At 58.1% G+C, this 25,947-nt stretch carries 19 protein-coding genes and 6 pseudogenes; 17 read left to right on the top strand and 8 right to left on the bottom strand.

Annotation, left to right across the window (positions count from 1 at the left end):
* Positions 1–3 precede the first annotated feature (3 nt).
* Positions 4–426 carry a hypothetical protein gene (locus ASD36_RS13285; RefSeq protein ID WP_244489821.1) on the bottom strand — a complete coding sequence of 141 codons (423 nt, stop codon included), beginning with the start codon at positions 424–426 and terminating at the stop codon, positions 4–6.
* 403 nt (positions 427–829) lie between these two features.
* Here ASD36_RS13285 and ASD36_RS13290 point away from each other — a divergent pair, with 403 nt between their 5' ends.
* A complete protein-coding gene (locus ASD36_RS13290) occupies positions 830–3,979 on the top strand; it encodes an adenylate/guanylate cyclase domain-containing protein (protein ID WP_060509253.1) in 3,150 nt (1,049 codons plus the stop codon).
* 112 nt (positions 3,980–4,091) lie between these two features.
* Here the strand turns inward: ASD36_RS13290 and ASD36_RS13295 are convergent, their stop codons facing one another.
* Positions 4,092–5,447 carry a hypothetical protein gene (locus ASD36_RS13295; protein WP_244489822.1) on the bottom strand — a complete coding sequence of 452 codons (1,356 nt, stop codon included), beginning with the start codon at positions 5,445–5,447 and terminating at the stop codon, positions 4,092–4,094.
* A gap of 374 nt (positions 5,448–5,821) precedes the next feature.
* Here ASD36_RS13295 and ASD36_RS31425 point away from each other — a divergent pair.
* Positions 5,822–6,218 (top strand): annotated as a pseudogene (locus ASD36_RS31425) (IS6 family transposase); the annotation flags it as partial.
* Between the two features lie 8 nt (positions 6,219–6,226).
* Here ASD36_RS31425 and ASD36_RS13305 read toward each other — a convergent pair.
* Both ASD36_RS13305 and ASD36_RS30620 read right to left on the bottom strand, forming a co-directional pair.
* Positions 6,227–6,535: pseudogene (locus ASD36_RS13305) on the bottom strand (IS3 family transposase); the annotation flags it as partial.
* A gap of 255 nt (positions 6,536–6,790) precedes the next feature.
* Positions 6,791–6,898 (bottom strand): annotated as a pseudogene (locus ASD36_RS30620) (IS110 family transposase); the annotation flags it as partial.
* 339 nt (positions 6,899–7,237) lie between these two features.
* On the opposite strand from ASD36_RS30620, the gene ASD36_RS30035 reads away from it, so the two are divergent.
* Complete coding sequence (locus ASD36_RS30035; protein ID WP_082562790.1) at positions 7,238–7,579, top strand: helix-turn-helix transcriptional regulator; 342 nt, start codon at positions 7,238–7,240, stop codon at positions 7,577–7,579.
* On the top strand, positions 7,566–8,843 hold the full coding sequence (locus ASD36_RS13310) for a HipA domain-containing protein (RefSeq protein WP_060509318.1): 1,278 nt from the start codon (positions 7,566–7,568) through the stop codon (positions 8,841–8,843). The genes ASD36_RS30035 and ASD36_RS13310 overlap by 14 nt, the downstream gene beginning before the upstream one ends.
* A 55-nt stretch (positions 8,844–8,898) precedes the next feature.
* Here ASD36_RS13310 and ASD36_RS13315 read toward each other — a convergent pair whose 3' ends face one another.
* Entirely contained in the window at positions 8,899–10,275 is a 1,377-nt protein-coding gene (locus ASD36_RS13315) for a PLP-dependent aminotransferase family protein (RefSeq protein WP_060509256.1), read from the bottom strand.
* Between the two features lie 325 nt (positions 10,276–10,600).
* Here ASD36_RS13315 and ASD36_RS30040 point away from each other — a divergent pair, with 325 nt between their 5' ends.
* The 3 genes and pseudogenes from ASD36_RS30040 to ASD36_RS31430 form a co-directional block, all read left to right on the top strand.
* Positions 10,601–11,017: a DUF983 domain-containing protein gene (locus ASD36_RS30040; protein ID WP_082562791.1), complete on the top strand. Its 417-nt coding sequence runs from the start codon at positions 10,601–10,603 to the stop codon at positions 11,015–11,017.
* 471 nt (positions 11,018–11,488) lie between these two features.
* Entirely contained in the window at positions 11,489–11,830 is a 342-nt protein-coding gene (locus ASD36_RS30045) for a DUF983 domain-containing protein (RefSeq protein ID WP_082562792.1), read from the top strand.
* Between the two features lie 666 nt (positions 11,831–12,496).
* Positions 12,497–12,671, top strand: a pseudogene (locus ASD36_RS31430) (glutathione-dependent formaldehyde dehydrogenase); the annotation flags it as partial.
* A 32-nt stretch (positions 12,672–12,703) separates the two neighbouring features.
* On the opposite strand, the pseudogene ASD36_RS30055 reads toward ASD36_RS31430, so the two are convergent.
* Positions 12,704–12,841 (bottom strand): annotated as a pseudogene (locus ASD36_RS30055) (catalase); the annotation flags it as partial.
* A 53-nt stretch (positions 12,842–12,894) separates the two neighbouring features.
* Here ASD36_RS30055 and ASD36_RS13325 point away from each other — a divergent pair.
* The 4 genes and pseudogenes from ASD36_RS13325 to ASD36_RS31435 all read left to right on the top strand — a co-directional run bounded on the left by ASD36_RS13325 (position 12,895) and on the right by ASD36_RS31435 (position 14,929).
* Positions 12,895–13,473 carry a Rid family hydrolase gene (locus ASD36_RS13325; RefSeq protein WP_060509261.1) on the top strand — a complete coding sequence of 193 codons (579 nt, stop codon included), beginning with the start codon at positions 12,895–12,897 and terminating at the stop codon, positions 13,471–13,473.
* Between the two features lie 165 nt (positions 13,474–13,638).
* Positions 13,639–14,498 (top strand): annotated as a pseudogene (locus ASD36_RS13330) (isocitrate lyase/PEP mutase family protein).
* Positions 14,499–14,610: 112 nt separating this feature from the next.
* The gene (locus ASD36_RS31690; protein WP_277995998.1) at positions 14,611–14,793 is read left to right on the top strand and encodes a multicopper oxidase domain-containing protein; all 183 of its coding nucleotides are present in this window, start codon (positions 14,611–14,613) and stop codon (positions 14,791–14,793) included.
* Complete coding sequence (locus ASD36_RS31435) at positions 14,735–14,929, top strand: multicopper oxidase domain-containing protein (protein WP_244489823.1); 195 nt, start codon at positions 14,735–14,737, stop codon at positions 14,927–14,929. Before ASD36_RS31690 ends, ASD36_RS31435 begins: the two co-directional genes overlap by 59 nt.
* Positions 14,930–15,032: 103 nt before the next feature.
* On the opposite strand, the gene ASD36_RS13335 is transcribed toward ASD36_RS31435, so the two are convergent.
* Complete coding sequence (locus tag ASD36_RS13335) at positions 15,033–16,061, bottom strand: 2Fe-2S iron-sulfur cluster-binding protein (RefSeq protein ID WP_060509265.1); 1,029 nt, start codon at positions 16,059–16,061, stop codon at positions 15,033–15,035.
* A 10-nt stretch (positions 16,062–16,071) separates the two neighbouring features.
* The gene (locus ASD36_RS13340; protein WP_060509267.1) at positions 16,072–16,338 is read right to left on the bottom strand and encodes a glutaredoxin family protein; all 267 of its coding nucleotides are present in this window, start codon (positions 16,336–16,338) and stop codon (positions 16,072–16,074) included.
* Positions 16,339–16,856: 518 nt separating this feature from the next.
* On the opposite strand from ASD36_RS13340, the gene ASD36_RS13345 reads away from it, so the two are divergent.
* From ASD36_RS13345 to ASD36_RS13375, 6 genes are all read left to right on the top strand, one after another.
* Positions 16,857–17,252: a metalloregulator ArsR/SmtB family transcription factor gene (locus ASD36_RS13345; RefSeq protein WP_082562794.1), complete on the top strand. Its 396-nt coding sequence runs from the start codon at positions 16,857–16,859 to the stop codon at positions 17,250–17,252.
* 174 nt (positions 17,253–17,426) lie between these two features.
* Positions 17,427–20,066, top strand: coding sequence for a heavy metal translocating P-type ATPase (locus ASD36_RS13355; RefSeq protein ID WP_082562795.1), 2,640 nt, complete (start codon positions 17,427–17,429; stop codon positions 20,064–20,066).
* Between the two features lie 299 nt (positions 20,067–20,365).
* Positions 20,366–21,625 carry an efflux RND transporter periplasmic adaptor subunit gene (locus ASD36_RS13360; protein WP_060509273.1) on the top strand — a complete coding sequence of 420 codons (1,260 nt, stop codon included), beginning with the start codon at positions 20,366–20,368 and terminating at the stop codon, positions 21,623–21,625.
* Positions 21,622–24,834, top strand: a complete 3,213-nt coding sequence (locus ASD36_RS13365; RefSeq protein WP_060509275.1) for an efflux RND transporter permease subunit — start codon at positions 21,622–21,624, stop codon at positions 24,832–24,834. Before ASD36_RS13360 ends, ASD36_RS13365 begins: the two co-directional genes overlap by 4 nt.
* Positions 24,835–24,915: 81 nt before the next feature.
* Positions 24,916–25,386, top strand: a complete 471-nt coding sequence (locus tag ASD36_RS13370) for a MerR family transcriptional regulator (protein WP_060509277.1) — start codon at positions 24,916–24,918, stop codon at positions 25,384–25,386.
* A 167-nt stretch (positions 25,387–25,553) separates the two neighbouring features.
* Positions 25,554–25,760: a heavy-metal-associated domain-containing protein gene (locus ASD36_RS13375; protein ID WP_060509279.1), complete on the top strand. Its 207-nt coding sequence runs from the start codon at positions 25,554–25,556 to the stop codon at positions 25,758–25,760.
* Positions 25,761–25,947 lie beyond the last annotated feature (187 nt).

Here is a 25,947-nt window from a genome sequence, read left to right on the forward strand (position 1 = left end):
TGATCAGCGTGCGCTGGCCTGGATGCCGGACTGGAAGGGGGCAATCCTGAGGGTCTCGAAATACATCTCAGTGCCGTCCCTTTTGATGATTGCGTATAACCTGGCTGTGTAGTCGAGGTGTACCCCGCCAACCCCGATCGTCTGGATGCTCACCTGGACCGTCAAAGCAACCTGGAAGGTGTCGTCTTCCCTCTTCCCAATCAGGATGCTGCTCAGCACCCGGGTAGCGCTGGAGTTCGTAGCGGCGAGATTCGCGAACAGCGTCTCGAATTGCTTGGCCAACGATCCTGCCGAAATGGCAAGAACGGCATTCGCATTGCCTGGGTCGCAGTGGAAGTACCGCCCTGTCTTGGTGAACAGTGCGGCCAATCCGATGAAATCGCGGTTGTCCATCGTCCATGCATATTGGGAGAGCAGGTCTATCACGTCACGCCGTTCCTCCGGCGTGGGCGCGGTTAATGCCCCGTTGCGGTAATCCCTCCAGGGCGTCTCGTTTGGCCCGGGGCATTCGTTGGCAGCAAATGCAGGCCAGGCTGCCAGCAACGATAAAAGGGCTACAGCCCGGAAAATCTGATATGCTCTCACGTCGACCCCCTCCGTGCTACCTGCCGAGGTTCGTTCCGTCTTGTCCCCTACGTTATTCGATGCCAGGCGCTACCAACGGATCGTACCAAACGTTCTCGCAGCACTACAAGTATACGCGTCCACACCATGCGGACACGCTTAGAATAAACTCAAGTTGTTGTATGACATCGGTTAGGATATTAGCTTGAACTAAAGAAATGCGCAAGTTGAGTTGCGGTTCTATTTCAACTGAGTTGATTCGGCGATGAGCGACATCACCACATGGTTGACCGAGATCGGGCTGCGGCATTTGGCGGAGAAATTCGTTGATGCGCAGATCGACTTCGACACGCTCGCGCTACTTTCTGATCGGGATCTGCGCGAACTTGGCGTCCCCATGGGGCCTCGCCGCAAACTGCTTGCAGCGATCGCCAGTTCGGTGCGGCAGCGCGGAGGGGATCGCACTCCAGTCGAACGCAGGCAATTGACAATCCTGATTGGAGACATGGTCGGTTCGACCGAATATGCCTCCAGGCTCGACCCCGAGGATTTCAGCCAGCTGACACAGACATTCCTCTCGCGATGCAGTGGGCTTGCACGGTCGCACGGGGGCTTCGTCGCCAATTATGTCGGCGACGCGCTGCAGGTCCTGTTTGGCTTTCCGGCGGCAGAGGAGAATGATGCAGAGCGTGCGATACACCTAGCGCTCGACATTGTGGCGGCTGTCCCGCAGATAGAGACGCCGGACGGTTCGCACCTTGGCGTGAGGATCGGCGTTGCAAGCGGTCTTGTCGTCGTCGGTGATATTGAGGGTGCGCCTGCCGGGATTTCGACGGTAGCGTTCGGGCACGTCCCGAACCTCGCGCACCGACTTCAGGCAATAGCCGAACCGAACGGCATCTACGTCGACGAGAACACGTACCAAACAGCGTCGGGCGCCTTCGAATACGCCGATGTCGGCGAGAAGACCTTGAAAGGCTTTAGTGCTCCCATCCACATCCGGCGCGCTCTCAAGCCGATTGCGAGGCAATACCGCTTTGCGGGGGAACTTCGGTCGACGCCGTTGGTCGGGAGGAAGAGCGAGCTGCAGGCAGTCGAGGCCCTGTGGGACGCCGTGCGGGCTGACTGTCATGGGCGCGTCGCGTTGGTGAGCGGCGAGCCGGGGATCGGTAAATCGCGTCTGCTCCACGAGGTTGGAAGACGCTATTTCGGATCGAAGGCACTCGTTGCACAGTGCGCCCCCGGCTTCACCAACAGCGCACTCTTCCCGTTCCTGAGTCTGCTTAAGCAGGAGGCTGGCATTACGGAGGACGCGCCGGTGCCGTCGGAACGGCTGCGGGCCGCTCTATCGGCCAGCACTGTCCCCTTATCTGTTTCGTATCCGATTTTCACACGGCTTCTGGCGGTTGAACCGGAATACGAACCGTCCAGGCTTGCCTCGCCCGAACAGGAGGCCGCGATCAGCCAAGTGTTTTCTGACTGGCTTCGGCAATTGGCGCGGGCTGGCCCTTTGATGTTTTTCGTAGAGGACGAACAATGGATCGATCCGTCCTCGGGCAAGCTCCTTCAGACGCTCGCTTACGGGATCGCGCAGTTTCCGGTGCTCCTCCTGGTGACCTCGCGCGAGAGCCACACGAAAGCTGAGTTCGACAAAGCCGTTACGGTGCATCTTGCTCTCGAACGGTTTTCCCGCGAGGAGGCTGGCGAGTTCGTCCAGAATGTTGTCGAAGGGGGCCATCTGTCTTCCGGCGTTGTCTCAACGCTTCTCAGCAAAGCTGAAGGTGTTCCCCTTTACCTCGAGGAACTCGCCCGGTCGGCTCTCATGCTGGCTTCCCATTCGTCCGGCCCATCCGGGGCAGAGACGGATGGCGAACTAGCCGTCCCCATTTCACTCCAGTCGGCGCTCATGTCCCGGCTGGACAAGCTCGGCGCGGTCAAGACGGTCGCGCAGACTGCAGCCGTGATTGGCCGGGAATTCGATCTGAGGACGCTCGCTCATGTCGTCGGCCTCTCGAGCGAGTTGCTGCGGCCGCAGATTGAACGCCTTGTCGCCGTCGGGCTCATCGCGCCACAACCTTTCGGCAGTTGGCCCCGCTACTCCTTCTCCCACAGTTTGTTGCAGGAGGCTGCCCAGGCGGCGCTGCTTCGAGGCCGACGGCGGGAGCTTCATGCCCTCGTTGCCAAGGCGATCGAGGTTGTTGAACCGAGGACGGTCGCGGAGCATCCCGAGATCCTTGCCCAGCATTACCACGAGGCAACGCAGTTCGAGCGCGCCGCCGACTACTGGCTGAGAGCAGGCAGGAAGCTTGGGGCAACGTGGGCAAAGGTCGAGGCTGCGAACATGTTCTCGAAAGGGGTCGAATGTATGCGCAGAATGCCGCCATCGACTGGGCGCGACAGTAAGGAGCTGACCCTCGAACTCGAAAGGGGCGACGTCCTCTACGCGGCATACGGATACATGACCGGGGACGGCAGCGACGCGTACCGGAACGTCATGCGGCTTAGCGAGGCCACCGGAGATCCGGAGGCGGCGATCCGGGCCCTGGACGGCCTGTTCGGAACCTCGTTCAATTCCGCCCGGTTCTCCGACGCGGAATGGGCTAGCAACCAGCTCAAGGAAATTGGCCGCACGGATGGCAACACCAGGGCCCTTGTGCTCGGACTGCAGTTCGGTGGGATGTGCGCTTTTGCGCGTGGCAGGTTTCCTGAAGCAAGAGAGGCGTTGCTGGAGGCCCTCGATCACCGTGAGCATTCCCATGAAATCGGCAGTGACTTTCCCAGCATGTCGATGCTCTATCTCTCGTGGACGCTGCAAATACTTGGAGAGGTCGATGCGGCCATGGAACTGTTCAGCGCGGCGGAAATGGAGGCCCGCGGACAAGCGGATTATCGCCTCGCTGCGTATCTGGGCAACGGTTGCATACTGATGTCTCTTCGTCAGGATGCCGCGACGCTCGAGAGGCTTGTGGACGAACTCGTACCGCTCGCGACACGCAACGGATTTCAGCTTTGGCTCAACTTCGCATCGTTTTTTTCCGGGTGGGCCAAGGCCGTATTTCGCCAAGACGCCTCCGGCCTCGCGCAGATGCAGCACATCTGCGACAACATGGGTGATCAAGAGGTCGACAAGACATGCTATCTGGGCGTGCTGACTGATAGCTATCTGCGAATGGGGCGGATTGAGGAGGCGACAGCGGCCATCGGCCAAGGGCTTAGTCTCGCAGAGCGTACCGGTGAGCACTACTACATGCCCGAGTTGCTTCGTTTAAGAGGAGAACTGCTACGCCAGACGGGCCTCGCCACTCAAGCCAGGGGATCGTTTCAGGAGGCGATCTCTTTCGCACGCGATCAGGGAGCCAAGTCGTGGGAGGAAAGAGCAAAACGGTCACTTGATTTGCTTTCGTCTGATCCCTAGCAAAGATAGGGGATGTCAGATCGGGGTGCAGCCTGCCTTTGTCGCGGGCGGCCGGTCACCCGCGGCGGTTTGGTCCGGCGATTTTCTTTCCCGCGCCGCCCGCCGTTCCTTTCTAGCGGCTGACGCCCCGCGCACAGAGACCGCAGTTGAAAAACCGGCGCTCAAGACGTGCTCCCCCGTCGACCTTGACCAGTGCGTGGGTCTTGGTCTTGTGGTTGCGGACTAGCCAGCGTTCCGGGGCGACAACGGTGCCGTAGTCGATCTGGCCACGCATGAAGAGGTCGTCGACGAAGGCCTTGGCCGCCGCCGTTCCGCTCGGGGGGGCGACTGGCTCGGCATTGAACCCCGCGGACGTCACACTAAATTCGCGCGGCTCGGATGCGACCTCCACAAAGAGCATGCCGTCGATGCCATATTGCGACGCCGGTAGCCCGGCTATTGACAGGGGCTCATGCGTAGCCGGTTCTGCCGCCGCTTCGAGGGACTTGACTTGCGATATCTCCAAGAGAGAAGACGCGCATTGTAGGGAAAGGATGTGTCTCCCCACGAATACGCCCCTTGCGATCGACGAGTAGGTTGGGTCTGCCTGGGCGGCAATCACCATTTTCGCAGCGACGTGGGCGTACCAGTTGGAAACGACGGGCGAACACTTGATACCTTGAACGAGAAATCCTGCGAGGTCATCGGCGACGGTAAGCAGCTCCGCTTCTGTTGGTGCCTCCGGCGTAACCGCCTTCGCGGTAAGCGAAACCCCAAGGATCTCGAAGAAGGCGCCCGTGAAAATGCGTGAGAAGGAATGCGGCTCAGACGAGAGGCACGACATGGCTGCAGTGTTCGGGAGCGTCGCCGGGTCCTGGTAGTTGAACGAGTTGACCGCACTGCGCAGGCAGTCCACCTCGGCCAGATCGGGATCCTGAGCACGCAGAGCGCTTCCGAGTTGCTCCGCAAGCCTCGAAAGGCGCGACTTCGTGTACACGTTTCCGCCATTCGCCGTAACAATCGCGGTGCGCAAAGAAGGAATCTGGATAGCCGACAGCAAGGCGCTGATGTCGCCAAAGGACTCGTGAAAGGCTGCGGCCTCCTTGTTGGCGAAGCCCCAAAGCTGCGGCTTGAAAGCGTCAAGCACGGCGTGCCCCATCTCATGACAGCTTACGTCAGCACTCTCGCAGGTGAATACTGTTCCCATCACACCCGGACCGTAGAAGAAGTTCAACGCCGTCCGGTCGTAGTTGGCGTCGAGGTCGAAATCCTTCTCGAGCACGACCTGGAGGCTCGGCCCGCCGTGCCATTGTGACAGCGGTACCCGCTTCGCCCAATAGTCGGCGCCACGCCTTAGCGCGGCCGCCGTGGCCCAGTAACGGAACTCATACGTCCCGTGCGCGTAGATGGCAGGCGGTGGCCCCCCCGCAGGGAACGAGAACGCGAGGGGTGGCTTTGAAAGGTCCGGTATGGGCACCGTCAGGCTCACGGCTGATTCAGGATCATCCTCCCATGAGCCCACCGTCCCAGTTGGCGGGGGGGAGGATACATTCGTCTTCGGGGTTTTGGTCTTCGCTGCGCCGGCTGCCGGCTTCGTTGGAACTTTCTTAGATTTCCCGGGGGCTTGAGGCATGCAGATGCCCTCTCCAAATGTTGCACCGTTTTACCATCATTCTTCGGATGAAGCCGTATGCTATCGTGCGTTCAGCGTGTGCAGCATCGATGTTACCATCCGCCATGACAATGGCAACGAGCAATGCAATTATCCTCCACTGACCAATAACATTGGCGCGCCAATCAACACTTCTCACACCCTCGACAGCTGAGCGGGTACCGTAAAGTTAACCGGTCGGCGCTCGGCCAGTGCGATCCTGCAGGGTTGCACAAGCCGTTCGAGATTCCCTTTATCGCCGCCACCGGATTCCGGGTGAAGTGATTGCCCACGCCGTCTGGCTTTATCTTCGTCTTCCGCTCAGTTTGCGTATGGTCGATGATCTGCTGGCAGCACGTGGGATCATCGTCTCGCACCAGACCATCCGTCTCTGGGCAGAAAAGTTCGGCCGCCATTTTGCGAGCCAAATCCGTAGGCGATCCGCCGAAAGGTCGGTGACAAATGCCACCTTGATGAGGTTGTGATTTCCATTGGTGGTAGGAAATATGGCTGTGGCGGGTTACCGATCAGAATGACTTCGTTCTCGACGTGCTGATGCAGAGCCGCAACAGCAAGGCAGCCAAACGCCTTATGCGAAAGCTACTGAAAGGGCAGGGCAGGATGCGCAGTTTCGTACCCGTCGCGAGCTGGTCTTGCACGAAGTCCATGGCCCAGACATTGTTCGGACCAGTGGCAACCTGGCGGTCATCTCGGAGCTTTGCCTTGACCCGGCGCTTGGGGAGCTTATTGCGCAACTAAAGGCCTAACTCGCCGTACATCCTGCGTGTCTTCTTCATATTGATGTTCCATCCGTCGCGGCGCAAGTGGACATGCACGCGGCGATATCCACATCGCACTCGTGTCTCGCAAATTTCACTGATCCGTCTTTCGAGAGGGGTCTGCCCGGTTCGTCGGGATTTGTAATGCCTCCGTAATGGGCCTTCGATCGTCAAGTCCCCCTGAATGATTATCTCGTCGCCGAGGTCATGCTTCTGTCCGTGGTCAGCACGAAGACTGCCACGCTATGCCATCAGATCAACAAGCCGACAGGTCAATCTAGGAGGCGTGCGTCGCCGAAGCGGTCACAGCACTACACACGACCTTGCCAAGCCTGCGTCCCAGCGACGGGACCTCATCAGATGCAAGCCTTGTACTTGCCCGCATCAATCACTTAGCTCTCCTTATGCCGCCATAGGGCCTGCGCTCCAGCGAAAGTCCGTCGCATCCACCCACATGCGGTGAAGAACGACACCGAGTTTGCGTGCAAGGGCAACCTTCGCGCGCTTCATAGCGAGTGCCCTTACAACGGATCGACAGATGGCTGGCAAAGTTATTAATCGCCCCTTTGCGTACTTGTCTTTTTCTTCCCGCTTCGCTGTTTGCAAATCCAAACCGCGGTTCACCAGTGACGTCGCAGGAGCTGAACGGCGGCATGCAAGGTCCTTGACACAGACGCTTTCGCCCACGTCACGCTAACATGCTGTTGCCGCAAGCCTGTCGTGTAGCCTTAAGGCTACATTGTGCGGCTTTATGGCTACTTAAGGCGACATTTGTTGACCAGGCGAGGGAGTTGGCGTATGTGTACCCTTGAGACGACATAAACCGAGATAACGGAGCCTTAAAACGACATGGTGGCCAAAAGTCCGTTGCTATCAGCGCCTCCCTATCAAGTGGAGCAGAATTTAAAAGTGCTAGGGGCAAACCTGCGTACAGCACGCCTCCGCAGAAACCTGACAGCTGAGGAAGTCGGCGAGAAAATTGGCGTACACCGCCACATTGTATCAGACGCGGAGAGGGGAAAGCCCTCCACGACTATAGCGGTATATGCAGCGCTACTCTGGGCTTATGGGCTTACGGAACAACTTTCTCTGGTTGCCGATCCCGAGACTGATGATGAGGGATTGGCACTCGAACGTGCGCGCGCGCCTCAACGATCGAGACAGGGAACTTCGCTCGATGACAACTTCTAAAGCAAACCCCACAGACTGCTACGTCTATATAACACTTCCGGAAAAGACCGCGCCTATAACTGCAGGCCGCTTTTCTCTGAAGAAGGACCGGCGTGGTATAAATGTTGGGCAATTTGTCTACGGACGGAATTACCGCGACAACCCTGATGCTGTTGAGATCGATCCAGCCGAACTGAAAATCGCCGCCAGAACTTATGAAACAGCTGCATTGGGCGGTATCTTCGGATCACTGCGCGACGCTGGGCCGGACCATTGGGGGCGCCGTCTGATTGAGAAATACGTTGGAAAAGCGCCCTTAGGAGAAATGGACTACTTGCTCCACTCCCCAGACGACCGAGCAGGGGCACTGGGATTCGGCTTAAACGTAGACCCACCCGCTCCACTTCGTAATTTCAACAAGACCATTGACCTTGCGCAATTGCAGGAGATTGCCGATGCCATCGTGCATGACGACGAGGTTGAAGAAACCCCAGAACGTGAGCAGATCGAAAAAATCTTACTTCTTGGAACATCCATGGGCGGCGCAAGGCCCAAGGCGGTTGTAGAAGATGAAGACCAACTGTGGCTGGCAAAATTCAACCGCACCGATGATCGCTGGAACCAAGCTCGGGTGGAGCATGCGATGCTTTTACTCGGTCGTGAATGCGGTCTGATCACGTCCGACAGTCGGATCACGTCAGTCGGCAGTCGCGATGTCCTTCTCGTGAAGAGGTTTGACCGCGAAAAATGCGAAGATGGATACCTTAGGGCGAGGATGGTGAGCGGATTGACTCTGCTGCGCGCAGAGGACAGTCACCGTTCTCGTGACATTTGGTCATACATTTTGCTCGTTGAAGAATTGCGCCGCGTATGCACCGAACCACAACGGCAAGCACATGAACTATTCAAGCGCATGTGCTTTAACGCACTTATCTCCAACACTGATGACCATCCACGGAACCACGCTGCGTTGGCAAAAGGCCGTAGCTGGAAATTATCGCCCGCGTACGATCTCACGCCGTCGACACCAGTAAGCGTCAAACAACGTGACCTCGCTCTAATTTGTGGAGATCAGGGAAGAATAGCTCGCGCGAGCAATTTTCTCACTCAATGCAATCGTTTTCTTTTGAGCAAGGAGGAGGCTCTGACGATCATAAAAGATATGACAAATATCGTACGGTCACGATGGTATGACGTTGCCCGCGCGGCAGGGGTTGCCGAGAGCGATTGCAGAACGATCGAAGGCGCATTTGTCTATCCAGGGTTTGAGGCCGAGACAATTTGAACGACCGTAAACGCGAATTTCACCCGTGAGATATCATCGGCAGGTGATGCGAGATTCAAATTATTGTCGTTGAAAGGGCAGGCTCCTGGGCAAGGAGATCGGCCAGAAGCGAAAGACTATGCGTCAATTCCTTCATTGTTGCTGGAGCCCCTAGTCCAAGTCTTACAGCCTCCGGAGGTCGTGACAGCGCAAAAGCGTCACTTGAAACGATACCGACTCCCACAGAGCGAAGCGCCGAGACCAGTTCGCCTCTCGACCATGGTTTCGGTACGGTAAGCCAGACGTGGAACCCACCAGGGGAAACTTCAACCTCGTAAGGCAACATCGCCTTCATGACCTGAACTCTGGCCGCAGTTTCCTGAATGATTGCTCGGCAGATCGCATCTGCTACCCCACTCTCGATCCAACGTGATGCAGTCGCACTGGTAAGAGGTGAAACCAGCGAGGCGGACGCGCGGATGGCGCTAGCGACTCTTGGACTACGCCCGCTGGGCACCGCGACGTAGGCGACCCGCAAGGCTGGAGATAAACACTTGGACAAACTGGCCACGTGATAGACAATTTCCGGCGCGAGAACAGCGAGCGGCGTGGGCGCATCAGAAACTAAAGCACCGTAGGCATCATCTTCGATAATAGGGACGTTGTACGTGCGCGCCAACTCCACCAGCTCAAGGCGGCGACCGTGCGGCATCGTGCGGGAGGTAGGGTTATGGAGCGTCGGCATGCAATAGAGAGCTTTTGGCTTTGTTTTTTGGCAGGCCTTCGCGAATGCCTCTGGAAGCAAGCCCTGTTCGTCCATTTCCAGCGGCAGCAACTTGAGCTTCAAATGCGAAGCTACCGAGCGGAAGCCTGGATAAGTCAGTTCTTCGGCGCAAACCGTATCCCCCGGTTCTGCGAGGACGCTCAATATGGCATGCAGCCCCCCCTGAGCACCTGCCGTAATCAGGATCCGGTCTGCAGAAACGTCGGAGAGACGTTTCATAAGCCACGATGTTGCAGTCACACGGTCCCGCATGATCCCGCCAGGCTCCTGGTACCGCATCAAAAGATCAAGTCCTTCGGCTTCAAGGTCCTTCGTTACGTCCCAGATCCGGCGCGTGAGTGCTGTGTTATCGAAACGCGGCGGCAGGTTCATGCTCATGTCGACCAAGCCGGAAGGCTGTGGGCTGGACAACCGGCTCGGTCGCGTTCTGACATATGTGCCTTGGCCAACCCTTCCTTCTACCAGCCCTCGGCTTCGGGCTTCGGCATAGGCGCGGCTCACCGTGGTGAAGTCAATGTCTAGATCGCCAGCTAGCCTGCGCTGCGTCGGAAGCCGAGCACCCTCCGCAAGCCGCCCACTTGCAATATCCGTGGCAAGTGCGTCAGCGATTGCCAGGTAGATGGGGCTATCCTTCGTGTCGAGTCTTGGCGTCCATGATGTCCCAACCATTGGAAGTCCTATTGTATTTGATTTGCTGATTGTATGGGCATTATCTGGAAGCGTCTCGCAGTTGTCGCAAAGCATAGCATCCGTAAAGCCGTGAAATCTTACCGCCCAGATTTCGCTGATCTACTGGGCTGGAGGACTTGGCACTTACCGTGGAGACGTTCTGTCGGTCAAGCTGGTCAAGCTTTTTTAATGGTAGGGAACTCGCGGTCGCGCCAAGGGTTCAGCCCATACAGGTTGTATGTGCGGCATTTTGTAATCTTTCCGTATTGATCGCATTAATGTATGCATTGATAGCACATATAATCTAAAATCGAAAGGAAAGACGATGGCAAGTGAATGGCCCCCGCTGCCGCCAATTCGGACTGGCATTAAAGGCCTTTGTCCACGGTGTGGGCAGGGTCATATCTTTGATGGGTTTCTTTCTCTGAAGCCCAGATGTGATGTCTGTGGCCTGGATTATTCCTTTGCTGATCCTGCCGATGGGCCTGCCTTCTTCGTTATATGTTTTACATGCATTCCTGCTGTCGCAGTCGCCTGCTATATCGAGGTGGAATACACGCCTCCCATCTGGGTACATCTTCTTACATCAGTACCTTTGGTCTTGGCCGCCTGTCTTTTGCCTCTGCGACCGCTCAAAGGCTGGTTAGTCAACAGCCAGTATTTCTACAAAGCCGAGGAAGGGAAAATCGACTGGGAGTTCCGTCGGCAGGGAAGCGGAACGAGCGAACGAGACCCGACCTGAGAATTCAAGCGCGATGAGGGTTGCAACATGAGCTTTTGGGCTTCGAGGCTGAAGCGGGGTTCGGCATTGGGGGCGGGCTGTATCGACCTGGCCGCACAGCTTCCGAAGTTCGTAAGTCCGCAAAATCGTTCGTTTCAGCCTGGCGGGCTATATCTCCGGCTGGAGAGCGTTAGGCCATGGTACCGCCGTCCGTTCGATACGAACCTCTGGGGTTCGGCATTGACCGCCTCTAGCGTCCGCTGGTGCATGAACTGACGCCCTACGCCCTTGTGAATAGTTTGCAGTCGTCAGTCTGATCCAGCTGAACACCAATGAGAACCGGCAAAAGGTCGCTCGAATGCGTGGGCCAGACCTCGCATCAGTCAATCAGCTGACGATAGCCACCAACCCTGCGACAATTTGAATTGTGGGCGATATTGATAGGACAATGTATGCATAAATGCATCCAATCAATTCTAGGAATCTGGAACAATGACTGACAAATCGCCTCCGTTGTCACTGAGCAAAAGAGGGTCGGGACGTGGTCTCGAAAACTCCTCCGCCAAGCCGACTGACCCTCTGGCGTTCCTTTTGATCTGCTTCATTTGCTTAACAGGCGTGGCGCTGGTGTGCCGAATCCAAGTTGCTTATTCGCCCTCCATCTGGGTGCACCTCTTCATCGCCCTCCCACCCGTGCTTCTGGCTTGCCTTCTGCCCATTCGATTGTTGAAAGGCTGGCTTATAAGGAGCCGGTTTTGCTTTAAGGCGGAAGAGCGAAAAATCGACCGCGATGCTCAATCAAAAGCCTCGCAATGGCACACTGAACGCGTTTAACATTAACACCTGCAATCGCACACGAGTTCCGAATTGAGACCGCTTTGACGCGCGGAGCCGGAAGCCGAGGGCTTCGATTACACAGTCCGGTCGTCACCCCATGCAGTTCATGTCGGCAGCCGCTTAGTTCAAACAAACTGTTGGGGCAAACAGGTCAATCGTTATTCGAACCTACAAATAGCCCCTGCCGTTACATCTAAACATTGCTACGTTTGCCTAAGTTGAAATCATAACGCGCGTAGCTGATTCACTTGAGAGTCTTCATTATGGATTGGGTACCTATTGCCTTCGGCACGTTCAAAGCCCTCGGATTAGGCGCGGGCATGTTCTTCGCAATCAAGTGGCACTACGACCAGGGGGGGAAGGAAGAAAGGCGAGCTGCGCTACGCGCGAGCGGGATGATTGCTGCAGCCTTCCTTTTAGCGGTTTTGGCAGTAGTGCTGTTAGCGTTCGTCCTTAGCAGGATGCTTGGTTTGGACCTGAGTTACCCGTGATGGCATCACGTTCTCAGCTTTGGCTACTCCGTGCACCGGCAAGGAGCGAGCATTGGCTTCATTTGAACTTCCTTCCGTCTGTTCCTTCAGCTGGCAAGTTGGTTGCCAGGGGACCCGTGCGTGGACCACGTCGACCAGCGAAACTACGGACTCCAGCACCGGCTGAGTGCCGGCCATCAACCGCGGCCTTACCTTCGAAATGGCCCGGCCCCCGTCCAGCACTACCTGCCGATGCTGATGGATCGTATCCAGAACGGCGAAATCGATCCGTTGACCCATACCGGCAGCTTGGAAGAGGGGCCGGACCTCTACAAGACGTTCCTCGCAAGAAGGACGCCTGCGTCTAAGTTGTCCTCAAGCCATAAAAAATGGAGATCATCACATGCCCGTCTTGCTGGAAATGCGCGAAGGGACATTTGGGGGCGTTGATTAGCAGGTGCGTGAAATTCGGGCTGCCGAGACGCTTCAAATGCGCGTCCAGATTGGAGACGTTGCGCCCTTGCGGCAGTGGGTCATTAAAAACAACCGAACAGACCATTTTGCAGTAGCCTGCTAGGTCGTCTGGTCAAGATGAACGGCTATGTCCGCATGCACATGAAGGCCTTCACCTCTTTCGAAGCAGTGCGTCGTGTTGTCTATGCTAATCCTAGCCGGGAGGTGCCCCCCGCAACGACCATTCAGATTACCGATATCGGCTGCTCCAGCGACGTCGACCTGGTTTTCGAATGTGTCGGCATCGCTGACCGGGCGCGGGGGCTGGAAGTCGTCAATATTTCCCGGGATGTCAGCCAGCCATTCGGTCTCTACACTCCCGTCGTCAAAGTAGGGAATCTGGCCTTCACCTCCGGCGAGGTTGCTTACGCACCTGAGTTCCGCGGCGTGGATGGTGCCTGGGAAAATGACGAGGGCCGGGCGCTGATCCCGCAGACGACGTCGGTGGTGAAACGAATAGTCTCGATGCTCGGATCGGCCGGCGTCAAGCCGGCGGACATTGTGCGGCTTGGCGTTTATCCACGCGACCGCGCGTCCATGGAGGCGTGGTGCCGCATCGCCAGGGCTGAGATGCCTGACGCGGATCCAGCACTGGTCACCACCACGACAATGAATGCGGGTCCCTACATCCCTGCATCTTTGAACTCGATGCGGTAGGCATCGTGAGAAACTAGCAGTCCAGATCGGCGCCGCGCATGTCAGCCCGGCGTTGTCCCAGAGAAATGCCCAACCGCCCGGCTCATCGTCGGGTGGACGGTGAAGGTGTGCCTGTCGTTACCGTGGCCAACGCGCCGGTTTCGACCCAACAATGGAAACGCAAACATGACCACGATCCAACATTTCCGCAGTCTCGTCGCACAGTCCCGGCCGTTGGTCCTCCCGGGCGCGCACGATGCCTTGTCCGCCCGAATGATTAAGCTCGCGGGCTTCCAAGCGTATTTCATCGGAGGCTTCCCAGTCGTCGGCGCTCGCCATGCGCTGCCTGACAGCGGTCTTTTGGCGCAAGGTGAATTCACAGCAGCCTATCGCGATATCATGGCGGCGTCGGTCTGCCGGTGGTCCTCGACGCCGACAACGAATACGGCGATCAGAAGAATATCGTCCATCTTCTTCATTCGTATGAACGCCCCGGTGCACAGGCGATCTTCTTCGAGGATCAGATAAGTCCAAAGCGCTGTGGTCATATCGCCGGCAAGGAACTGCTTTCCACGGCCAAGATGGAAGCAAACATCCGTGCAGCAGCTGCTGAGCGTCTGGACCCTAGAACCTTCCTTATCGCACGCACGGACGCCCGCGAGGTCTACGATCTCGACGAGGCCGTGCGGCGGGGGGATCGGTATTTGAAGGCTGGGGCCGATGGGCTTTTCATCGAGGCGCCCCTCAATGTTGACGAAATGGAACAGATTACACGGGAACTTCCCACGATCCATCTCGCCAACATGCTCGAAGGTGGCCGGACACCGTTGCTGTCGCCGGCTGAACTCGATCAGATGGGCTTCCGCATTGTGATCTACGGCATTTCGATGATGATGCATGCGGTGAAGACAATGCAGGCCGTGCTGCAGGACATCGCAGTCGGAGATTTCAAGCTGCGAGGGCACCGTATCGGTTTCGAGGAATTCAAGGACATCGTCGGCATGCCGTACTGGAGCGAAATCGAAGATCGCTATAGATCAGAGTAAGACGCTGCATCATCCGGATTTCGTGCGCCGGGTAATTCGCCCCGCGAAAGATAACTGACTGCGGAGCAGGTCTATCGTGGTCTCGCCGGAATTTTTAGCGTCAAACCAAAGGATGATCCGATCGCGCCGGAATACCGCGACACGATCTCATGCTGACCAATCTCAGGATTGGCACCGAATCGTCAACGAGGCGGACATGGATCATCCGTTCCACATGCGCGGGACGCAGTTTCAGATTGTCGAGCACGAAAAAGGGCGGGAAGATCACCATGCCGCTCTATCGCGCCTGGAATGATACCGTGAATATCGTGGCAGGCGAGACGTTCCGGATACTGCTGCGCCAGGATATGCCAGGCCCACGCATGTATCATTGCCACATGCTCGAGCACGAACAGTTCGGCATGATGGGTACGATTGATGTTCGAGCCTGATCCGGTTCAGCGAGAGAAATAAAGACCCACCGCGACGCTGTTCGCGGTGGGTCTTTATCGTTGAAGGACGGCGAGTGCTCGGCGCACATCGCCGCCGTTGGCATCATTCCCCTGTGGTCAGCACGGGCAGATCTTCCGGTGTAAAGAATACATCGGCGTGCATGTCCTTCTTTTGCATTCCGCGCGCAAAGGCCATTTCCATTGCAGCGTCCACCATCGGCGGCGGGCCGGCGACATAGGCTTTCCAACCGTCGAGGTTGTGCAGGTCCTCCGCCACTGCCTGCGTCACGAAGCCGCTTCGGTATTGCGCGGACTGCGCCTCGGACAGCACGGGCGCGAAGGTCAGATTGGGGTGCCGCTTGGCGAGAGCCCGGAAATGTTCGACGAGGTAGAGGTCACGCTCGGCTCGAACGCCGAAATAGACATGAATTGGCTGCTTCATACCGTGGGTGAGGGCGGTTTCCACGATAGACTTGACAGGCGCAAGCCCGGAGCCGCCAGCAATGCACAGGATGGGGCCGGAATGATGCTGGCGCAGGGAAGAAGAACCCAGGGGCATTTCGAGCGTTATCTTATCGCCGGTCTTCAGCGCATTGTGCACATGCTCTGAGGTTGCTCCTCCCGGAACACGGCGAATGTGAAATTCGAGACCGTCGTCGCCATGTGCGTTGGCCATGGAATAGCTGCGGGCAGGAACGCCATCGAAGCCGATCTGCGCATATTGCCCGGCTGCAAACAGCAAAGGAGCCCCGTCCTCGGGCGTAATCCGAACCAGTTTGATGTCGTGGGTGAGATCATCAAGCAAGGTCACGATACCATTCAGCCGCCGTGGGGCCTGGTTGACGTCGTGGTCGCTACCCAGCCAGGCCACGGCCGCATCCGTCTGGGGCAGCGCCCTGCAGGGCAGGATAAGGCCGTCGGCTTTCTCTTCATCGGTAAGCGCGAAGCGCGAATGCTTGAGGAGTTCTACCTCGCCTTCGATCAGCCGGGACTTGCAGGAGCCGCAACGGCCGGACTTGCAGCCATGAGGAAAGGGAATGCTGGCGGCGAGCGCCGCATCAAGTATTGTCTGTCCGTCCTGGATTTCGAGGCTGATCCGGGCTTGGCGGATATCGACGTGTTTGGCTGCCATGTCCGTTTCCTCACATGTCCTGCGTCAGCCCGAGCACCTTCATCAGGCCCGGCTTCTGGTTCTGGAATGCTCCGTGGAAGACATCGGAGCCGACAATGGTGATGGGAGCTACCCGTACGCCCGTGCGGGTCTTTGCCTCTTCTGCGATCTGCGGATTGGTCAGGTCGCGCTCTTCGTAGGCTAACCCCTGCTGGGCGAGCCAGTGCTTGAGCGCATGACAGTCCGGGCAGGTCGGGGTCGTGTAGATGAGAATGTTCGTTGGGTTGGCTTTCGTCATGGTTTTGCTTTCTCTGAAGTCGACATGATTTTGCTAGCACCTGGCGTTCGGAGAGCCGCCGGGTGGAGAAACACTGCCGTCAGGGTGCGGCTTCCAACACTTGCAAGGTCAAGCGGTGTTGTTGCGCTGCAACGGACTTTTCGAGCGGCGCACACAGCTGGCCGCCAAAATCCCGTATGGGGGGGCTTGAGGGCGCCGTCTCTACGTTCCACAAGCGGGGTCGTAGTTTCACTCCGTGGTGGGTGAAACACCGGGGTTCTGGTGCTTTTGCTGTTGAGTAGCGACATCGTCGTTGTTGCGATTGCTCGCACTTTGGCTCGAGCGCTTCATCTTTAAACGGAAGCCATTCTGGTGGGCTCTTCGCTAACCGCCTTGCTTCTGGCGGAGATTCCTTCCGGCAAAATGCTTCCGTTTAAAGATGAAGCGCTCTAGATTGGCAGCTCGACATATCAATGTGGACCAATTCTCGCTCTGAACGAGCCTGCGAGCGTCGTCCCGTCTACAGGTAGTTCAAAAATATGACCTCTCATAAGCCGAAAACAAGCAGTGCAATTCAGGATGAACTTGCAAGGCAAGTCGGTGCGGCTGTTCCCGATCATTTCTTGGATCATTCCTCTCTGTCGCAGAACGAGATCACAATTCTGGCGGAAACCTTTCGTCTGCTCGGCGATCCGTCCCGGCTGAGGATCATTCTTACTTGTCTGGCCGGGCCGGTATCGGTGGGCGATATCGCGGAAAGACTGGATCTGTCGCTGTCCCTTGTCAGCCATCACCTGCGCCTCTTGCGCGGCGCACGCCTTGTCAAGGGCGTGCGTCAGGCCAAGCAGATATTCTACGAGATCGCTGACCTGCACGTCAGTCAGGTGCTGCAGGACATGGTAACGCACATTTCGGAGGATCACGCGGACGAGTAAGCTGGCTCAACTACGGCACTGGATCAAGCGCACGTTTGGCGACGAAGACAGTTCCGGGAAATTTTGATTACATACACTTGAATAGATGTTCAATTATGATAGTGACTTCCTTCTAAGCCGCACAGGTCAACAGGGCGAGTACGCCCGGCTGCGCCGGCGAGAAGGGAGATTGGAATGACAACATCACTCTTAACTGCGGGCGGAGGTGAACGGCTCGTCTTTCGCGTCGATGGAATGGATTGCGCAAGCTGCGTCGGTAAGATCGAGACTGCGCTGAGCCGTTTGGGCGGAATCTCCGACGTCGCCGTCAACTTCGCCAACGAGACGTTATCTCTGTCGCGCGCTCCTTCCAGCAAGACGACAGGCAAGGATATTGCAAAGAAAATCCGTTCGCTCGGGTTCGAGGTGACGGAGTTATCGGCATCCGCCGTGCCCGCCGAGCGCATAAGCTCCCATGTTGCGCATGACCACACGGGTTGTTCCGGCGATCATCACGACGATCACGACCATGGGGCGCACGATGATCACGGGCTTTGCAGCAACGAGGGTCATAAACATGATCACGGGCACGACCATCATGATCACGGAAGGTGCGGCGGACATGATTCTGCCGCGCGTACTATTGCCCCAAGAGTAGCTCCAGCTTCTCCCCCCAACGTGTCGATGCGGGTCGAGGGTATGGATTGCGCCAGTTGCGTCGGCAAGATCGAGGTTGCGCTGGCCCGCATGCGGGACGTCTCCGATGTGCGCGTGGACTTCACGACGGAAACGCTCGAGCTCACCCTTTCGCCCAGTTTGACAACCACGGTCGGTGACATTGAGCGGATGATCAAGGGCCTCGGTTTCGGGGTGTCCGGCACACGCCAGCTATCATCATTGTCCGACGCAACTTTTGAAGCCACACCGATGCCGGAAATGCGCAATCAGCGCTGGTGGCAGACCCGCAAGGGCAAGCATGTCATCGGACTCGGGTCACTTATGGGATCGGCATATGCCATTGCCCAATTCATCCCGCTCTATGCCGAATGGATCTTTGCCGCTGCCGTCGTGGCAGGGGTTGTTCCGTTCGCCCGCAAGGCCTTCGCGCTTGCAATGTCCGGGTCTCCGTTCTCGATCGAGACGCTGATGTCGGTGGCCGCAATCGGTGCCCTTGTGATCGGCGAGGCGGAAGAGGCCGCTGCGGTCGTATTCTTGTTCGCCGTCGGCGAACTGCTGGAAAGCGTCGCCGCAGGACGGGCGAGGGCCGGCATCAGGGCGTTGGCATCCCTCGTGCCAAAAACGGCGGTTCTGCTGTATCCCGATGGCAGCCAACGTAGCGTTCCTGCGGTTTCCTTGTGCGTGAACGATCTCGTGCTTGTGCGTCCTGGCGACCGTGTTCCTGCAGATGGGCAAATCGTCAAGGGAACCTCCAGCCTCGACGAATCTCCCGTCACCGGTGAATCCATGCCACGTGCAAAAACAATCGGTGACAGTATTTTCGCCGGTTCGATCAACGTCGATGGTGTTCTGCAGGTTCGCGTCGAGAAGGCGGCTGCCGACAACACCATCTCGCGCATCATCCATCTCGTTGAGCAGGCTCAGTCCTCCAAGGCGCCGACCGCGCGTTTCATTGAGAAGTTCAGCCGCTATTACACCCCTGCCGTAATGCTGATCGCTGCCCTGATTATCGTCTTGCCACCCCTGGCTATGGGCGGAGACTGGGATACGTGGCTCTATCGTGGCCTCGCTTTGTTGCTGATCGCTTGCCCCTGTGCGCTGGTCCTGTCCACCCCTGCAGCGATCGCCTCGGGTCTGGCCGTCGCCACACGTCGCGGTCTTCTGATCAAAGGGGGCAATGCGCTCGAAACCATCGGCAAGGTGAACGCCGTCGCCTTCGATAAGACCGGCACGTTGACCGAGGGCAAGCCGCGCGTCACTGAAGTCTTTGTTTGCGGGAAGAATGAAGAAAACGACGTCATCGCCCTCGCAGCAGCGGTGGAGATGGGGTCGAACCATCCGCTGGCGAAAGCGATTGTCGGACGCGCTGAGGCTGGCGGTCTTCTTATCCCTCCTGTGGCCGACGCATTTGCAACGGCGGGCAAGGCGGTCCATGCAACCGTCACCGGCCGCCGCCTTGCTGTCAGCTCTCCGAACCATGCTGCTCAGGCGGCATCGGTCGGGGTTCTGGAAACCAGCGCCATCGAAAAACTTGAAGATGGCGGCAACACCGTCGCGGTGCTTTTTGACGAGCAGACGAAAGAAGTTCTTGGTCTTTTTGCCCTGCGTGACGAGCCGCGAGGCGATGCGCGTGAGGGTGTGGCCCAGCTCAAGGCAATGGGGGTACGCTCCGTCATGTTGACCGGCGACAATCGACGCACTGCCCAGGCGATCGCCAAGGATCTCGGGATCGACTGGAAGTCCGAATTGCTGCCTCAGGACAAGCTTGATCTCGTAAACGGGATGAAACAGAAATCCAAGGTCGCCATGGTCGGCGACGGCATCAACGATGCCCCCGCTCTGGCGGCGGCCGATGTCGGCATCGCCATGGGTGGCGGCACCGATGTTGCGATCGAAACGGCGGATGCTGCACTTCTGCAGAGCCGCGTCACCGACGTCGCCCATCTCGTTGCCCTTTCGCGTGCCACCATGGCCAACATCCATCAGAATGTGGTCTTTGCCCTGGCGTTGAAGGGCTTCTTCCTCGTCACCAGTGTCCTCGGCTTCACGGGTCTCTGGATCGCTGTTCTCGCCGACACCGGCGCCACCGCGCTCGTGACGTTGAATGCACTCAGGCTTCTACGCTTCAAGGGCGCGAAACCGGCCGAAAACCTTTGATTAATCGCGTCAGGCAGGCCGTCAATCACATCTGATTGGCGGCTTGCCGCATGAATGGAGCGCGTCACGCAAGGCCGATCCAGGGCTCTCGTTGAAGACGAACTCCGCGAATCCAAACCGTATTGCCCAACATAAGCCCGTGTCGGCCAGTGATAGCGGCAAGAATACGTCAATTGCCTCTTCGGAAAAGCTTCCCAGGGCCTTGACCTTAACATCGTTGGAAACCCCACCTTCGTTAAAATTGATCGCCGCCGTCTTCCGCAGGCAGGAAGCGTGCGCCCGTATGAAAGTGAATAAGTATGAATAAGAAAGCCGCTACCCTGCTCTTGGCAGGTGTCGTCATTGCCGGAGGCACGCTTGCCTTTGGTTATCGCGATGGCGTGGAGTCTTCCGCCAATCGCCTTCTGGCGCTGGTATCGTCGATAGTTGTTTCTGAAGCTGCGGCCCAGTCGGGCGAAATGCCCGCGCCGCAGGTGCCGGTCGCGGAGGTCGTAACGCGCACGGTCGCGATGTCGGCAGAGTTTACAGGCCATCTCGACGCAGCCCAGTTCATCGAACTTCGTCCGCGCGTCGGCGGCGCTATCGACACCGTTAGCGTTCCTGAAGGGGGCCTCGTGCATCCGGGGCAGCTTCTGTTCCAGGTCGACCCCAGGCCATTCCAGGTCGTCCTTGATGCGGCCAAGGCTCAGTTGCAGCAGGCGACGGTTCTGCTCGATCAGGCCGAGATCGATTTTACGCGAATTGAAGCGCTGGCTCCGAAGGGCACCGTATCGCGCAAAGCCTATGACGATGCGCAGACCGCGCGCAGTCAGCGGCGGGCACAGGTCGAAATCGCTAAAGCAGCGGTGGCTGCCGGTGAACTCGATCTTTCCTTTACGCGTGTTACCGCTCCGATTGCCGGGCGCGTCGACAGGGTTCTGGTCACCGAAGGCAATCTTGTCGCAGGGGGCAATGCCAGTGCCGCAACACTCCTTACCACAATCGTCGCGATCGACCCCCTCTATGTCTATTTCGATATCGACGAAGCCGCCTATCTCGAATTCGTCGCACGTGCGCGGGCGATCGAAACAGAAGCGGCGACCGGAAAACTACCGGTGCAGGTGGGCTTGATGACCGATGCGGGCTTCCCGCATGCCGGTGAATTCGATTTTCTCAGCAACCGCGTCGATCGGAGCACGGGGACAATCCGCGCTCGGGCCGTCGTCAAAAACCCGGATGGCCGGCTGGCACCGGGTCTGTTTGCCCGGGTCAACCTCGAGACTGCCGAGCCGGTTCAGACCGTACTCATCGACGATCAGGCGATCGGCATCGATCAGGGAAGCCGCTACGTGCTGGTTCTTGGTGCCGAGGACACGGCCGAATACCGCCCGGTCAAACTTGGACCGATGATCGATGGTCTGCGTGTCGTTACAGCCGGCCTCACTTCCGGTGACAAGATCATCATAAAGGGGTTGGTCCGTCCGGGTATGCGGGTCGCTCCCCAGATGATTTCCATGACGTCGGGCCAATCGACGGATGGTGGTGGGTCGGCGGCTGGAACGCAGGAGGCGAGCCGGTGAACATTCCGCGCTTTTTCGTTGACCGCCCGATTTTTGCGGTCGTCCTGTCCGTTCTGATGCTGATCGCCGGTGGCTTGACGCTGTTGAAGCTGCCGCTGAGCGAGTATCCACAGGTGACACCGCCGACGGTGCAGGTCACTGCAAGCTATCCGGGGGCCAATCCCGAGGTGATCGCCGAAACAGTTGCCGCACCGCTGGAGCAGGCGATCAACGGCGTCGAGAACATGCTCTATATGAGTTCGCAGGCGGCGACTGACGGACGCATGACGCTGACGGTAACCTTTCAGCAGGGCACCGATCCGGACATGGCACAGATCCAGGTGCAGAACCGCGTCTCGCGGGTGCTTCCACGCCTGCCGCAGGAAGTCCAGCGCATTGGTGTCGTCACGCAGAAGACTTCGCCCGACATCTTGATGGTCGTTCATCTCGTCTCGCCTGATGACCGCTACGATCCCCTTTATCTATCGAACTACGCCCTTCTGCAGGTGCGCGACCAGTTGGCACGCCTGCCGGGCGTGGGTGACGTGCTGGTCTGGGGTGCCGGGGAATATTCGATGCGGATCTGGCTCGATCCGGCCAAGGTGGCAGCGCGTGGTCTGACCGCCTCCGACGTTGTGGCTGCAATCCAGGAGCAGAACGTCCAGGTTGCGGCCGGCTCGGTTGGCCAGCAGCCGGAGGCTTCGGCCGCGTTCCAAGTCACGGTCAACACCCTTGGCAGACTTTCGAACGAGGAGCAGTTCGGCGAGATTGTCGTCAAGACGGGGACTGATGGCCAGATCACCCGCCTGCGGGATGTTGCGCGTGTCGAGCTCGGTGCCGATTCCTATGCGCTGCGCAGTCTTCTGAATGGCAAACCGGCGCTGGCGATCCAGGTCATCCAGAGCCCCGGCGCCAACGCTCTCGACGTGTCGAGCGCTATTCGCGGCACCATGGAAGAACTCCAGAAGGGTTTCCCCGAAGGAATAGACTATCGCATAGCTTACGACCCCACCGTCTTCGTCAAGGCGTCTCTGGAGGCCGTGGTGGTGACGCTGCTGGAAGCAATAGCACTGGTGGTCCTGGTGGTCGTGCTCTTCCTTCAGACCTGGCGTGCCTCGATCATCCCGCTCGTCGCCGTGCCCGTATCACTGGTCGGTACGTTCACGCTGATGTATATGTTCGGCTTCTCGCTCAACACGCTGTCATTGTTCGGGCTCGTACTCTCTATCGGTATCGTTGTCGATGACGCTATCGTCGTCGTCGAGAATGTCGAGCGTCATATCGCGCTTGGAGAAACGCCAAAGGAGGCGGCGCGCAAGGCCATGGACGAAGTGACCGGGCCGATCATTGCCATCACCTCGGTGCTCTCGGCCGTGTTCATTCCCTCGGCATTTCTGTCCGGCTTGCAAGGCGAGTTCTACAGGCAATTCGCCCTGACGATCGCAATCTCTACAATCCTGTCGGCAATCAATTCCCTCACGCTGTCTCCAGCACTCGCTGCCGTGCTTTTGAAACCACATCATGGCCAGGTGAAGCGCGACCTCCTGACCCGGGCTATCGACGGGCTGTTCGGCTGGTTCTTCCGGCTGTTTAACCGCTTCTTCGACAACGCCTCGAATGCCTATGTCTGGACCGTACGCCGTGCCGTGAGATTCAGTGTGCTCGTCTTACTCATCTATGCCGGCCTGGTGGGCATGACATGGATGGGTTTTCAGGCCGTACCCAACGGGTTCGTCCCCGCCCAAGACAAGTACTATCTTGTCGGCATCGCGCAGCTTCCGACTGGAGCCTCGCTGGATCGCACCGAGGCGGTCGTCAAAACGATGTCGGAGATCGCGCTTGCTGAACCGGGGGTCGAAAGCGTTGTCGCGTTTCCTGGGCTTTCGGTGAATGGTATGGTCAACATACCCAACGCCGCCGTCATGTTCACGATGCTCAAGCCCTTTGACGAGCGCAAGGATCCTTCCTTGTCCGCTTTCGCGATAGCGGGCCGCCTGATGGGAAAGTTCAGTCAAATTCCTGATGGCTTTGCCGGTATCTTTCCGCCCCCGCCTGTTCCCGGCCTCGGTGCGACCGGCGGTTTCAAGATCCAGATCGAGGATCGGGCGGGGCTTGGCTTCGAGGCTTTGGCGCAGGCACAAGGGGCGATCATCGGCAAGGCGATGCAAACACCCGAGCTGGCTGGCATGCTCGCAAGCTTCCAGGTGAATGCACCGCAGGTGCAGGTGGACATCGACCGTGTAAAGGCCAAATCGCAAGGAGTGCCGCTCAATACGATCTTCGAAACGTTGCAGGTTAACCTCGGCTCGCTCTACGCCAACGACTTTAATCGGTTCGGCCGCACCTACCGGGTGATGGTTCAGGCAGACGCGCCATTTCGGACGCAGCCGGAGGATATCGGCAAACTGAAGGTGCGCAACGCCGCTGGCGATATGATCCCGCTGTCGGCCTTGCTGACCATCAAGCATAGTTCGGGGCCGGATCGCGTCATGCATTACAATGGCTTCCCGTCGGCCGATATCAGCGGCAGCCCGGCGCCTGGATACTCGTTTGGTCAAGCCACCGCAGCCATAGAGCGGGTCGCATCCGAAACGCTGCCACCCGGCATGGCCTTCGAGTGGACAGATCTCGCCTATCAGGAGAAACAGGCCGGCAATACGGCAATGTACGTCTTCCCCATGTCTGTTCTGCTCGCGTTTTTGATCCTCGCAGCCCAGTACAACAGTTGGTCATTGCCGCTCGCTGTTTTATTGATCGCTCCGATGGCGTTGCTTTCTGCGATTGCGGGCGTCTGGCTTACTGGAGGTGATAACAACATTTTCACGCAGATCGGGTTCGTCGTACTCGTGGGGCTCGCTGCGAAAAATGCGATCCTGATCGTCGAGTTTGCCAGGGCGAAGGAAGATGAGGGTGCCGATCCGTTGAACGCCGTGCTTGAAGCAGCCCGGCTTCGCCTGCGGCCGATCCTGATGACCTCACTTGCGTTCATCGCCGGTGTCGTGCCGCTTGTGATCGCCACGGGGGCAGGTGCTGAGATGCGGCATGTGATGGGCATTGCCGTATTTGCCGGCATGCTTGGCGTCACGCTGTTTGGCCTCGTGCTGACGCCGGTGTTCTACGTCTTGGTACGCCGGATGGCGATCGCTCGCGAGAGGCGGGGCGAAACTGCCGCGGCACTGCACTCGCATATCTATGCCGAGGCATCGGAAGGCGGAAGTGAAAAGGCGTGATCTGCCTTACCCCAACAGCAATCCGACACGACAGAAAGCGCGCCCATTCATGGGCGCGCTTGGTGACGGAAAGGAAGCCGTATGACGCTGAGCATTGGAGAACTGTCTGCCAGCACTGGCGTCAAAATCCCCACCATCCGCTACTACGAGAAAATCGAACTCCTGCCCAAGGGCGAACGGGACACGGGAAATCGAAGACGTTATGGCGCTGAGACGGTATATCGGCTGCTCCTCATCCGCGCCGTGCGGGACCTTGGATTCGATATGGAGGCAATCAGGGACCTGCTTCGCATCGCCTGCTTGGCGGCCGGGCAACAGTTTGATGCGGTCCGGATTGCGCAGAACCAGCTTGTTGCCGTCCGGCAGAGAATTGCGAAACTGGAAAAGCTGCAAAGCGTCCTGATTGGCGCCGTGGACGGAAGTCAAAGCGCGAGAACGACGGCTGAGCGTCTATTGTTACTGGCTCAAGATGATATCTCGCCAACTTCGTTGCTGTCGGCATCACGGGCATCGCAATGCGGCCCGCCGATGCGCGCTGGGAATGCTGGATGATCGGGAATCCAAAGGTCGCCCAATCAGCGACAACATTTATTCGCCTCCGGAAAGGCGCACGTATCCCAACTGTCGTTGGCGCAAGCGTCAATTTTCTCATCTTCTGGACTTGACCTTACAACGGTAGCAAGCCGCATCAGTCTTGGAGGTAAAGCGAGGAGGTCTTCATGTTTCTTTTTATTGTTCCCAACATGACGTGCGGCGGCTGCGCAAAGTCGGTCGTCAAGGCGCTGCAGGGAGTCGATGTCGATGCGAAGATTGAGACCGATCCGCCGAAGCGCGAAGTCCGGATCCAGACGTCTGCGGATGAATCAGCCCTTCGCGAGATTTTGTCCGAGGCTGGTTATCCGGCGGAGGATAAGGCTGCCGCCTGACGTCGGCGCTCTCACCAGTGCACGCTTGCGCCGCAGGCATGTGCGTTACTTCTGACAATGCAAATAAAGAGGCCGGCCGCAGGGTTGCCCTCTTTATTTGTGTCTTCGTAAGCTGCGCGTGTAGTCAGTAGCGGAATTTCGGGATCGCGGGCCGAGAGAGGCCGCTTTGTTCTGAACTCATACTCCT

The sequence above is a fragment of the Rhizobium sp. Root1334 genome, assembly GCF_001426665.1.
Classification (GTDB): Bacteria; Pseudomonadota; Alphaproteobacteria; order Rhizobiales; family Rhizobiaceae; genus Pararhizobium.

What these genes read in the sequence shown, in the direction of transcription:
- ASD36_RS13290 (WP_060509253.1), top strand. Translation starts at nt 830, where the DNA reads ATGAGCGACATCACCACATGGTTGACCGAGATCGGGCTGCGGCATTTG.
- ASD36_RS30035 (WP_082562790.1), top strand. Translation starts at nt 7,238, where the DNA reads ATGGTGGCCAAAAGTCCGTTGCTATCAGCGCCTCCCTATCAAGTGGAG.
- ASD36_RS13310 (WP_060509318.1), top strand. Translation starts at nt 7,566, where the DNA reads ATGACAACTTCTAAAGCAAACCCCACAGACTGCTACGTCTATATAACA.
- ASD36_RS13315 (WP_060509256.1), bottom strand. Translation starts at nt 10,275, where the DNA reads ATGGTTGGGACATCATGGACGCCAAGACTCGACACGAAGGATAGCCCC.
- ASD36_RS30040 (WP_082562791.1), top strand. Translation starts at nt 10,601, where the DNA reads ATGGCAAGTGAATGGCCCCCGCTGCCGCCAATTCGGACTGGCATTAAA.
- ASD36_RS30045 (WP_082562792.1), top strand. Translation starts at nt 11,489, where the DNA reads ATGACTGACAAATCGCCTCCGTTGTCACTGAGCAAAAGAGGGTCGGGA.
- ASD36_RS13325 (WP_060509261.1), top strand. Translation starts at nt 12,895, where the DNA reads ATGAACGGCTATGTCCGCATGCACATGAAGGCCTTCACCTCTTTCGAA.
- ASD36_RS31690 (WP_277995998.1), top strand. Translation starts at nt 14,611, where the DNA reads ATGATCCGATCGCGCCGGAATACCGCGACACGATCTCATGCTGACCAA.
- ASD36_RS13335 (WP_060509265.1), bottom strand. Translation starts at nt 16,061, where the DNA reads ATGGCAGCCAAACACGTCGATATCCGCCAAGCCCGGATCAGCCTCGAA.
- ASD36_RS13340 (WP_060509267.1), bottom strand. Translation starts at nt 16,338, where the DNA reads ATGACGAAAGCCAACCCAACGAACATTCTCATCTACACGACCCCGACC.
- ASD36_RS13345 (WP_082562794.1), top strand. Translation starts at nt 16,857, where the DNA reads ATGACCTCTCATAAGCCGAAAACAAGCAGTGCAATTCAGGATGAACTT.
- ASD36_RS13355 (WP_082562795.1), top strand. Translation starts at nt 17,427, where the DNA reads ATGACAACATCACTCTTAACTGCGGGCGGAGGTGAACGGCTCGTCTTT.
- ASD36_RS13360 (WP_060509273.1), top strand. Translation starts at nt 20,366, where the DNA reads ATGAATAAGAAAGCCGCTACCCTGCTCTTGGCAGGTGTCGTCATTGCC.
- ASD36_RS13370 (WP_060509277.1), top strand. Translation starts at nt 24,916, where the DNA reads ATGACGCTGAGCATTGGAGAACTGTCTGCCAGCACTGGCGTCAAAATC.
- ASD36_RS13375 (WP_060509279.1), top strand. Translation starts at nt 25,554, where the DNA reads ATGTTTCTTTTTATTGTTCCCAACATGACGTGCGGCGGCTGCGCAAAG.